Annotated in this window: 11 protein-coding genes; 1 reads left to right on the top strand and 10 read right to left on the bottom strand. The window is 27.8% G+C overall.

Annotated elements, in window-relative coordinates:
* Positions 1 to 139: 139 nt before the first annotated feature.
* The 7 genes from GXK56_RS23805 to GXK56_RS23835 form a co-directional block, all read right to left on the bottom strand.
* Entirely contained in the window at positions 140 to 820 is a 681-nt protein-coding gene (locus tag GXK56_RS23805) for a Crp/Fnr family transcriptional regulator (RefSeq protein ID WP_160692156.1), read from the bottom strand.
* 455 nt (positions 821 to 1,275) lie between these two features.
* Positions 1,276 to 1,707 (bottom strand): MarR family transcriptional regulator, encoded by a 432-nt coding sequence (locus GXK56_RS23810; RefSeq protein ID WP_160692158.1) that lies wholly within the window; start codon positions 1,705 to 1,707, stop codon positions 1,276 to 1,278.
* Positions 1,708 to 1,896: 189 nt separating this feature from the next.
* On the bottom strand, positions 1,897 to 2,763 hold the full coding sequence (locus GXK56_RS23815; RefSeq protein WP_160692160.1) for an NAD(P)/FAD-dependent oxidoreductase: 867 nt from the start codon (positions 2,761 to 2,763) through the stop codon (positions 1,897 to 1,899).
* A gap of 161 nt (positions 2,764 to 2,924) precedes the next feature.
* Positions 2,925 to 3,404, bottom strand: a complete 480-nt coding sequence (locus GXK56_RS23820; protein ID WP_160692162.1) for a glutathione peroxidase — start codon at positions 3,402 to 3,404, stop codon at positions 2,925 to 2,927.
* A gap of 186 nt (positions 3,405 to 3,590) precedes the next feature.
* Complete coding sequence (gene trxA, locus GXK56_RS23825) at positions 3,591 to 3,899, bottom strand: thioredoxin (RefSeq protein WP_160692164.1); 309 nt, start codon at positions 3,897 to 3,899, stop codon at positions 3,591 to 3,593.
* Positions 3,900 to 4,089: 190 nt separating this feature from the next.
* Complete coding sequence (locus tag GXK56_RS23830; RefSeq protein ID WP_160692166.1) at positions 4,090 to 5,259, bottom strand: MFS transporter; 1,170 nt, start codon at positions 5,257 to 5,259, stop codon at positions 4,090 to 4,092.
* Between the two features lie 242 nt (positions 5,260 to 5,501).
* Positions 5,502 to 5,810, bottom strand: coding sequence for a hypothetical protein (locus GXK56_RS23835; protein ID WP_160692168.1), 309 nt, complete (start codon positions 5,808 to 5,810; stop codon positions 5,502 to 5,504).
* Positions 5,811 to 5,837: 27 nt separating this feature from the next.
* On the opposite strand from GXK56_RS23835, the gene GXK56_RS23840 reads away from it, so the two are divergent.
* Entirely contained in the window at positions 5,838 to 6,332 is a 495-nt protein-coding gene (locus tag GXK56_RS23840) for an AraC family transcriptional regulator (RefSeq protein ID WP_160692170.1), read from the top strand.
* Positions 6,333 to 6,524: 192 nt separating this feature from the next.
* Here the strand turns inward: GXK56_RS23840 and GXK56_RS23845 are convergent, their stop codons facing one another.
* The 3 genes from GXK56_RS23845 to GXK56_RS23855 form a co-directional block, all read right to left on the bottom strand.
* Entirely contained in the window at positions 6,525 to 7,553 is a 1,029-nt protein-coding gene (locus GXK56_RS23845; protein ID WP_160692172.1) for a glycoside hydrolase family 88 protein, read from the bottom strand.
* A 79-nt stretch (positions 7,554 to 7,632) separates the two neighbouring features.
* Entirely contained in the window at positions 7,633 to 9,405 is a 1,773-nt protein-coding gene (locus GXK56_RS23850) for a methyl-accepting chemotaxis protein (protein WP_243156233.1), read from the bottom strand.
* A gap of 260 nt (positions 9,406 to 9,665) precedes the next feature.
* Positions 9,666 to 11,747 carry a beta-galactosidase gene (locus GXK56_RS23855; protein ID WP_160692174.1) on the bottom strand — a complete coding sequence of 694 codons (2,082 nt, stop codon included), beginning with the start codon at positions 11,745 to 11,747 and terminating at the stop codon, positions 9,666 to 9,668.
* Positions 11,748 to 12,142: the final 395 nt, after the last annotated feature.

The following is a 12,142-nucleotide window of genomic DNA, read 5'->3' on the forward strand; positions in this document are numbered from 1 at the left end:
TCACAAAGGAATGGCTTATTTATTTTTTACAGATTCTATTTATTCAACAACCTATTTAAATATAATAGAATAATAAAAAAATGTATATAAAAAAATAACAAAACAATATATTTCTATATATGTTTTGCTATTTCTTATATTAGTCAAATAGTTCTTCTTCTAATTCTTCAATATTTAAAATTTTAATGGTATTCCTATTAAATTCAATATAATTTAAATCTCTTAAATTCATTAACTCTCTTGATAAAGATGGTCTTGGAATTCCTAGTGAAGATGCAATTTCTTCTTTGCTTTCCTTTAATGTGATTATTTCACTTTTTTGATTCTTAACTTGTTCTAAAATGTAATTAATGACCTTATGCTTAATGCTCTTAAAGGCAATACTTTTTATTTTAGAATTTAAAATAAATATCTTATTACTTAATGCAGACATAAAATTTCCTAACACTTCTTCATTTGATGTACACAGTTTTAATATATCTGCTTTGCTTATATAAAGTATACTGCTGTCACTAAAGGATATAACTGTTGATGGATATTTAGATTTTTTTGAGAAAATCAAAGCTTCACCAAATACATCTCCATTATTTAATCTCTTTAAAGTAATTTGCTTTCCGCTGAGATATATTCTTTGAATTTCTATTGTTCCCTCTAAAACAAAACCTAAGCTATTACAATCATCTTCTTCATTAGCAATAACTTCACCTTTTTTATATGCTTTAACTGAATATCCAATATTAGAAATAAGCTTTTCAATTTCCTCATTGCTTAAGTTGTGAAAAAACTCATTTCCATGTAACTTATTCACTATTTCTTTCATCTAAAATTCCTCCAACACTTTGCATATGAATAAATAAATTCACATATATTTCATATCACAAAAATTTTCACTTACAGTATATTTTTATTATTTTGGATTTTAATATCGTCAATTGATTTAACTCACGTTCCATCATTCACATATTGCGGCATTGCTTTTATAATATAACTTACATTTATAAGAAAAAATATAAAAATAATTATTGCTATTTTCTTAACCATAAATTAACCTCATTATTTTATTCACCCAATTATAATCTCATATCTATATATTACTACAATAATGCAAAAATCTGAATATTTTTTACTCTAACAAATCGGACTTTTTTATACTTGTGTTTCAAATTGATTTACTAACCTTTCAATAATATTTTTTATATAATGAAACTATCTTTGATTATATAAGAAAAAAATAAGGTAGAACTCAAAGTTCTACCATTATTCATTAACTAATAACTATTCAATAGCTTTTAACAAACTATCTAATCTCATCTTTAATTCAATTAATTCCTCTTTAGGCAATTTTACTTTGCATGCCATTTCTTTTGGAACTTCTAATACCTTTTCTTTTAATGCTCTTCCGTTATCAGTTAATTCAACTATAACAACTCTATCATCATTAACGTCTCTATATCTTTTTATTAAACCCATTGCTTCTATCTTCTTTAATAGTGGGGTTAAAGTTCCTGAATCTAAATGAAGCCTTTTTCCAATATCTTTAACAGTACTTTTTTCATCTTCCCATAATACAAGCATTGCTACATACTGTGTATATGTTAGATTATGTTTATCAAGAAAAGGCTTATATAATTTTATTATTTCTCTTGATGCTGCATACAAAGAAAAACAAACTTGATTATCTAATTTTATACTATCATACTTATTCATATTTTTATCTCCTACTATATTATATATACTATTTCAGTAAATTTAATTTTAATAAATTAAATTAAGTTTAACTTTTTTACATTTATATGTCAATCTCAATTAAGCCTTTTTTGTTAATAAAACTCGTAAATCAGAACTATTTAGTAACTTAATTACCCCTTTATTTAATGAAATCCCATTACAAATAAACTATTTTTTAGAAAGAGAATCAATATAACTTACAGCTGATAAAGCTGCTATATTACCTTCTCCTGCAGCCTTTATATATTGATATGGTTTTCCAACAACATCCCCAGCTGCAAAACATCCATTTATATTTGTTTTCATTAATCGGTCTACTTCAATGTGATTATCAACTATATTTAATCCCGGCACCAATTGTCCTGGAGAAATGCTGTCTCTCAAAATGAAAATTCCATCTGTTTCAATTTCTGATTTTTTTAATTTAAGTTTACTCACCTTATCTTCTCCAATAATTTCAATAGGTGTGTCCTTAATAATTTCAATAGACGAATCTACCCCAACCTCTTCTTCATACATAGGAACATAATATACTTTAGAGGCAATTGTAGCAATAAAGTTAGCTTCTGCTTCTTCGTGTTTATTATATGATACTATTGTAACTACTTTTCCTTTATAAAGTGGAGCATCACAAGTTGCACAATATCCTACACCTTTTCCAAGCAGTCTTTCCTCTCCAGTAAACAGCTTACCATATTGAACACCTGTAGCTAATATTACTGTAGTAGCTTCATACATTTTTTCATTGACCATTAATGCAAAGTAATCTCCCATTGCATATACGTTATTTATTTTCTCTTCTGTTATATTTATATCCATTTCTTTTAAATGATTAAGAAACTCTTCTTGAATTTCCTTTCCACTCTTCCTATAAAAGCCTAAGTAATTATTAATTTCATGAGCCTTTGCAAGTTTTGGTGTAAGTTCTTTATTTCCAAATATAACAAACTTCTTTTTTCTTATTTTTGCATTTAAAGCAGCAGATATTCCCGCTGGGCCACTTCCTATTATTGCAATATCATATCTTTCACTCATTATAAATTCCTCCAACTATTTTTATGTTCTCAATTAAAACTAATATAAATTAATCTTTCTCTTTATACTTTTTTCAATTTGATTGATTTAATAAAATACTAATATGTTAAATTTAGATCTTATATAATATCTATTTCTACATTAATATATACTATTATAATTTAAGAGTTCAATAATTTCAAAATATCTTCTTTTATCTTTAAAGGCTTTGTTGTTGGTGAATATCTCTTTATCACCTTTCCTTCTTTATCAATTAAAAACTTTGTAAAATTCCATTTAATTTCTTTACTAAGTAATCCTTTTGCTTCATTCTTTAAAAATTTATATAACGGATGTGCATTTTCACCATTTACATTTATCTTCTCAAACATAGTGAATGTTACACCATAGTTTAATAAACAAAATGAATGTATGTCTTCATTGCTTGATGGATCTTGGTTTGCAAATTGATTGCAAGGAAAACCTAATATTTCAAGACCTTTATTATTATTTTCCTTATATAGCTCTTCTAATTCTTCAAATTGAGGTGTCAATCCACATTTACTTGCTGTATTTACTATTAAAACTACCTTACCTTTATATTCTTCCATTTTTACTTCCTGTCCATTCATTTTTTTAGCTGAAAAATCATAAAAATTCATTCTATCCATCTCCTTAATAATAATAATTTGAACTTTATCTATTGCTATTAACTGCATAATTTAATCTTTTATAGAACCAAGAATGCCAAAATACATTTACAAAAATTAAATTGAGTTCAATTGTTTTGTTTAAATAAAAACATAGCAGCAACATGTTGTCTACTATGTTTTATGTCATAAAATTTCTTATAAATTAGCTTCAATTGCTTGTTGTATTCTTTCTTTTGGTAAAAATCCTACTAATTGTTCTGCTTTTTGACCATCTTTGAATATTATCATTGTTGGTACACTTGAAATTTGAAATTCATTTGCTAAATCTAAGCTTTGATCAATATCAACTTTTATAAATTTAACTTTTCCTTCCATTTCACCAGCTAATCCTTCAAGTACTGGAGCTAACATTTTACAAGGTCCGCACCATGTTGCAAAAAAGTCAACAACTGTTACTCCACTTTCTATTTCACTTTTAAATTCATTATTTTCTACTATTTTCATCTTTCATACCTCCACTTTATCTATAAAATAATATTAGTTAAAGTTTCCTTCTATTAATTATTTTAAGTATTTTTTATTGTTAATATACATACACCATTGCATTTTCTAAAATTCAATTTAATACAACTAATCTACAATTTCATTTTACTTTGTATAATATTTATTGTCAATATATTTCGAAATTCTTTTCTTATAGCTTTTCAACTTCCATCTTTTTCAAAACAAGTGATAGTAGAAATCCAATTCCTGCGACTCCTGCTACAATATATATTGTAGTATTTACATTAAAATAATTTGTGATTGTCCCACCAATTGAAGGCATAATAAATGCTGATAATCCTGAATATATGCTTAAAGCTAGTAATAGACCCGTAGATTTTAATTTTTCACTTGAAAATTCATATATTAATATACGACTTGCAAGCATCATCATTGGACCATTAATAATTTGAAATACAGAAAGCAGAACCATTGAACTTACACTATTACTCATTCCAAAAAGTATAAATTGAAGCGTAACTGTAAATGCAGATATAGAAAGCAATTTATATGCTCCTAATCTTTTTAAAAAGAAACTTCCATAAATATATACTGGTATCTCCACTAGTGCACTAATTGTCCACTTATATCCTATGTCTGCATTAGTTGCTCCTAATTGCAGCATTTTATCTATTATAGTAGTTGAATTAGCAGTTCCTGCACAATAAATTAAAAATAATATAATTATTGCTAATATATATTTTTTATTATTTAATAGCTCTTTAATATCATCCATAGTGATATTTTCAGATTTACCTTGGCTAGATTTTACTCCTTCTTCAATAAGAACCATTAATCCTAAAAGCATAATTGTTATCAATATAATGCTTAATCCCAAACCCTTGTATCCAAATTCATTTAGCAGCTTGGCAATTACTATGCTTGCTGCTGCCCATCCTATTGATCCAAATGCTCTTATAAAACTAAATTGATCTCTTGCTTTTTCTCCAAAAGTAAAAAGCCAATTATCCAGGTACCCAAAATTCAAATTTGCGAGCCCTGCACTCATTGCTATTAAAATCATATGCAAAATAAACATTTTTGCTTCCAAGCTATAAAATAAATATGTAAATACAGCAAAAGCCATTACTGCAACAATGCATAATTTTTTTACAGTTTTATATTTATCTGATAAAATTCCAAAAACTAACTGAAATACAATAGTAGTAATTGCATAAGATGAAATTAAAATTCCACGTTCCATAGGATTGTAACCTATGTGTGATAAATAAGGCACATATTGAGTATACCCTAAAGCTATAATCCCATATGCTAGAAAATATATAAAGCAAAATTTTATCATCATTTTTTTATCCTTCATAGTTACTCTCCCTAAAATAATTTATTTATAAACAGTTTTTTGTAATTTAATATTTATATACTAAACATATCATATTTAGCGCAAATTCTAAGTTTTCTGATAAATTTTGTAACAACTTTTGCAATTTAGTTATATGTTTTTTTATAAAACAGGTTGTTTTTAGTCATACCATTAAAAAAACGCTTTTCTTACCGAAAAACGTTTCCTTCACAGAATATTATCCTTCCTATGATTTATTAGGTTCAAATTTCATACATCTTTAAATACTCTTTAGTATTACAAATCATTTCATCAAATAAAGCCTTTGATTCTTTCAAACCTATTGTAACTAATGGATCATTTACGAATGCATTATATGCAAGCTCTAAGTCCTTAGTAAGTGCTGCTTCCATTACTGTTTCTGTATTCATAAGATTTCTTATAACAAGATTATTAACATTAACTGGTAAATTCCCTGCGTTTATATTTCTCAACAATGCATTTGTCTTTACTATAGCTCCTAATGGAAGTCCAATAACCTGTCCCTTATTATGAGTTATAGATATTACCATGATGCATATGATATCTTAACTCTAGAAATGAAAAAACAACTTCTTGATTTACTTAATTTAAGTTCTTGTATAATATTTATGGATTTTGAAGAAAATAGCTTAATAGAAGAACTACTTTTTAAAATCCTAAAAGAGGACAAGATCAAATCAACTTATTCTGAATTATATATTATGACACTTTTACTTCAATTATTAATTACAATAAATAGATGTTCTGCTAAAAATAAAAATGATTACGAAACTGAGCAAAAGAATGAAAATATTTTAAAAATAGTTAGATACTTAAATTCAAATTATTTAAATAAGATATCTTTGAACGACTTGAGTGAGCTGTTTTTTATAAGTGAAGCTCATCTTAGCAGATCTTTTAAAAAAGTCACTGGATTTAATATTATAACTTACATAAATATTCTTAGAATAAAAGAAGCACAAAAAATCCTATTAAATTCCAATATGAATATAACCGTAATAACTTATACCATTGGATATGAAAGTATAACCAACTTTGAAAGAATTTTTTAATCTATAACTTCTATGTCACCATTAAAATATAGAAAAATAAATAAAAAGTAATAAATATTTAAATCCTTCTTTTAAATATTTATTGCTTTTTCAATTCTATATTATACTTTTTATATTAAAGCTTTTGAGTTATAGAATGAATATTTCTGGAATTTTGCTGAGAAAATTTCTTTTATATAAAATACTATAAAATCACTGTATATTTTTAATCATATCAGCTAAAAACGCTAATACCAGCCCTTGCCCCCAGCCCTGTATCCATTCTTTTGAAATATTACGATATCCATCTCTATCTTTCATGACCGCTGTACCACCTGATACATTTAGAACACGTCCATCTTCGCTTATATTTTTTAAGATTCCACCTAATGCTTTTTGAACGTATTTTGTATGAAGTGGGTTTACATTATTAATCATAGCAGCTGCAATACCACAAGATGCTGACACTTCCTCATAAGAATCCTCATCATCTAATACAGTTCTCCATAAACCATTTTCAGTCTGAACTAATTTTAATGCTGATAATTGATCGCGAAGCGCACATTCAATGTCCATACACTGTGGATATAAATACCAATCCTTCAAAATTAATTTAACTTGTGACATAGTATAAGCTGACCAGGAATTGGCTCTCCCCCAGTAAACTCCTGACATATTATCTTTATTAACATTATTGTAACCATGATACCACAACCCCGTACTAGGATCTTGCAAATATTTAATATGCCAGTAATATTGGTTGAGTGCATCCTTAATAATATCCTGATTATTTAATTTACTCCCTACTCGAAGTAGGAAAAATGCTGCCATAAACAATGTGTCTGCCCATGCTTGTTCTGGAAAATCATTTTCAATAGATACTGTATGCTGCAAAACATTATCTCCAAATCTAAGAGCATGGTTACGAATATAATCAACTTTACTCATAACAATATCCCAGTATTTTTCTTCACCTGTTTCTTCATATAACATTATAAGCATATGCCCCATGGCACATGTATTGACAGTCCATTCTGGCAGACCAAGTTCAATATATTCATCTGTCCACTTTATAAGCATATCTAAATACTCTTTATTCCCAGTTGTTTTATAGGCTCTAGCTACTCCATAATAAGCCACACCACAAGGCCACTCCCATGTTAAATCCATTGTCATTGTTTTTCTAACTACTTTATCAATTACTTCTATAATTTCTTCTTTGTTATAATTTAGTTTTAACATATTTCACCTCTTTAATATTTACTAATAGGATTAACTCTTTAAAAAATTTGCGTTACAAAAAATTAATATTTCTATAAAATTAAGTGATTTGACTTTTAAGCTTAAACTTTTCTATCATGGAATTCAAAGTCTCTACTTGAACAGTTAATTCTTCACTAGCAGCTGCACTTTCTTCTGCTATTGCTGAATTGGATTGAACTACCTCCGAAATTTGTTGTATTCCATCTTTTATCTGCTTAATAGCATGAGCTTGTTCTCCTGTTGCTAAAGCAATGTCCTCTATTAAGTTAGTAGTTTCATTTACATTACCTGCAACAAGAAATAATTTTTCTGCAGTGTTATCTGCTATTAATCTGCCTTTTGTTACAGCTTGTATACTTAATTTGATAAGCTTAGCAGTTTCCTTAGCCGCTTCTGCACTTTGACTTGATAATTTTCTTACTTCCTCTGCTACAACCGAAAAACCTCTTCCGGCTTCACCTGCTCTTGCGGCTTCTATTGCTGCATTTAATGCAAGTAAATCAGTTTGAGCTGCTATTTCATCAATTTTTACAATTATGTTACTTATGTCTTTTGAAGCTTTTTCAATATCATCAATTGCATTTATCATTTCTTTCATTTGAGTTGTACTTTCATTAACATCTTCTGAAAGTTTATGTGCTATTTCATTAGTATCATATGCACTCTTAGCATTTCTTTCTATTTTTCCGTTTATTTCCTCCATAGATGCTGAAAGTTCTTGAACCACACCTGCCTGTTCTGCAGCTCCTTCGGATAAAACCTGTGCAGTTCCTGATACTTGTTCTGCTCCAGTATTTACTTGCTTTGAAGAATCACTTAATTCACTGAATACCTCATTTAATGAAATTAATATAGCATTTAGTGAATTTTCTACTTCTACAAAATCACCTTTATATTCTACTTTAGTACTTATATCTATATTGCCTTTAGAAATATTCCCCAAGACATCTGATATTTCGTAAATATAACTTCTAAGGTTTTTTATCATTATTGAAAATGAATGTGCCAATTCTCCAATTTCATCTTGGGACTCTATGTCTATCTCAACATTTAAATCGCCTTCAGCTATTTTTTCTGCAAGCTTTGAAATCTCTTTTATAGGATTTCCTATTATATTTGCAAGATAAACTGCTGACCTTACAGTAAATACACAAGCTCCTATAACTGCTAATAGAATAATAGAGCTTGCTATTATTTGAAGCATTTTTAAACTGTTTACTACTTCATTTCCTTTAGCTATACTTTCATTCATTAATGTTGAAACATCCTCTGTTATTAGATTCATCAAAGGTGTTCCATTTTCTCTTAGTACTTTTAATGCCTCATCATTTTTCTTTGCCATACTTAAATTTATTACTTCTGTCTTAACTACCTGATATTGTGCTATATCGTAAGAAATTTTCTTATATAGGTTTTTATCCTCTTTTGCTTCATTATTTTTTTCAATATCTGATATCATCTGCTGAATCTTAGAAATACTAGTATCTAGTTCATTTCTAGCGTCTGTAACTTGATTACTGTCTTTTAACATTATGACATCTCTTATTATTGCCTTAGAATTTTGAACCTCCATGCCAAGATTACCAATGACACCTTGTGAAAATCCATAATTTTTTAATGCATATTCATAATCGCTATTAGTTTTTTGTAAAAACACCAAGCCTAAGCCTCCACATAAAACTGTAAGAATAGCCATAGCCATATATGAAATTAATAATTTCTTTTTTATTGGCAGCTTTTTAAATTCCTTAAATTTTATAATAGTTCTCAGCTCTTTTAAATTTTTGAATTTTATATTAAACTTTATCTTTTTGTTCATTTTAAACTTCATAAATGCACCTTCATTCAAAACTTTATTAATTAAAATAAATTTCTATTTATAATTATTTTCATGTAAAATTCGCATTTACCCATGATTACGTTAAAAAGGTTCATCTGCTCTTTCGTGATAATTGATACTAATACATTTATTTTCTAAATAAAATATTTTAATATAAATATTTTACTTCCAGTTTTACGCAAGTATAATTTTCACGAAGCTGCTGATGAACCTATTAACAAACTTAATCAATTTCTGATTTTAAATCATAATTATTTCTTTAAAATTTTAATTCCATATTTATCCAATTTAATTTCTTTACTTACTTTTTCTCCTGAAAGCATATCAACATATTCTTTATTTCCAAGTGATACAATCTTTTCTTCTTCAGTAAAGTTCATTACAAAAGTAAAGTTATTTTCACCATTACTACGTTTTTGAGCTGTAACTCCCTTTGGTAATTCTCCATCTATAACGCTCTTAATGTTTAAATCCTTAATAAGCTTTGAGTAAAAATCATTATTAAAGTCTTCCTCTGTTCTTGCTGCTATGTAGTAAGCGTTTCCTTCACCATATTTATTTACAGTTACTGCTGGCATATCTGCATAAAAATCATTTTTATAAACTGCAAGAACTTCTGCTGTTTCTGCATGAATTAAATCACAATAATCTTTAACTTTATAAGTTCCTTTTAGATTTTCTTCATTACTAGCAGTAAATTCTAAATAATTAACTTCCTCATCATATAATGAATCTATTTCCTCTGCCCAGATTCCAGTAACTTCTCTAAGTGGTCCTGGGAATCCTCCTAGGAAACAAAGGTCATTTTCATCAACAATTCCACTAAAATAAGTAGTTACGAAATTCCCACCTTTTTTAACGAATTCATTTATTCTTTCTGCTACATTTGGACGAACCATATATAACATTGGTGCTATAACCAAATCATATTTTGAAAAGTCTACGTCCATATTGATTATATCTACTGAAATTCCATTTTCCCAAAACACCTTATAAGCATCTTGACAGCTCTCTACATAGCCTCTTTTATGTCTCTTTAAACCTTGAAGATCATCAATAGCCCATCTGTTTTCAACATCATATATTATTGCAACTTTTGATTCTGCTGTTGCTCCTTGAATTTCCTTTAGTTTATTTAATGCCTCTCCAACTTCAGTCACTTCTCTAAATACTCTTGTATTTTCATGCCCACAATGGTCTACTACAGCTCCATGGAATTTTTCTGAAGCACCTCTTCCTTTTCTCCATTGGAAATATAAAACTGAATCTGCTCCATGAGCTAAGCCCTGCATTGAAGATAAGAAATGCATTCCTGGACGCTTTAGCTTATTCGTATCATGCCAGTTTACAAGACTTGGAGTACTTTCCATAACTAAAAATGACTGTCCACCTTTTAAAGATCTATATATATCATGAACAAAACCTACATTTGCTGCTAGTTCTTCAGTTGTTTCAAAATCATTATGCCATGCTGGATAATTATCCCAAGATGCCACATCAACTTCTTTTGCAAATTTCCAATAATCTAAACCTAAAAATAATTCCATATGTGGATATGCTCCCATGAAATTAGCTGTTACAGGTACCTCAGGTGTAATTTTTCTTATTGGCGCAATTTCATTTTTATAAAAATCTATTGTTTGATCAGTAACAAATCTATTCCAATCTAGATTATGACCATGAACATATAATTCACCTTTTTCTGATGGACTTTCTATTTGAGACCAGCTATTAAATCTATGACTCCAGAAACCTGTCCACCATGAATCATTTAATTTTTCTAAATCATTGTCATACTTTTTCTTAAGCCAATTTCTAAAAGCTTCCTGACAAAGCTCACAGTGGCAGTCTCCACCATATTCATTTGAAATATGCCACATTATCAAAGCTGGATGTTCTTTATATCTTTCTGCTAAAATTTTATTTATTTCATTAGTCTTTTTTCTATATACTGGTGAAGTAAAACAATGATTATGTCTTTGACCATGAATATTTTTAGTTCTATCCTTATTTACTCTTAAAACTTCTGGGTATTTTTCTGACATCCATGCTGGTCTTGCTCCACTTGGAGTTGATAAAATTACATGAACATTATTTGCTGCCATATCATCCATTATTTTATCTAACCACTCAAAAGTATATTTACCTTCTTCTGGTTCTATTGCACTCCATCCAAATATATTTATAGAAACACAATTACAATTTGCTAATTTTAAAAGACGAACATCTTCCTTTAAAACTTCTGGATACTTTAACCATTGATCAGGATTGTAATCCCCTCCATGTAAGAGACCAGTAACTTTATTCATTAATGCTGAATATTCTTTATTCATAAATAATTCCTCCTGTAATTCTTCATTACTCAATTTAATAAAACTCTGAGTTACAATTTTCTTAATTTAAATCATTGAACATATATTTTTATTTATACGTTTTCATCAATAACATAATGTTAGCATTATTATGAATATTTTTAGTAGTAATTTTATTTACTTTTAGTAAAATATTATTTTTTATACCTTAAACTTTACCTGTATAAACACGGAGTTAAGATTATTGAAATATCTTAGAATAAAAACAAATTGAAACATCTTATATTTATTCTAAGATATTTCAATTTACTTTATTTCTAATAATTTTAATAAAAATAAAATGACGTATAACATTCAATTCGTTTTTTATAATAGTTTTTATAAAACAAGTCGTAATATAACATCATAATGATAAT

Origin of the sequence: Clostridium sp. C2-6-12 (genome assembly GCF_009928485.1) — a bacterium.
Lineage (GTDB): Bacteria > Bacillota > Clostridia > Clostridiales > Clostridiaceae > Clostridium.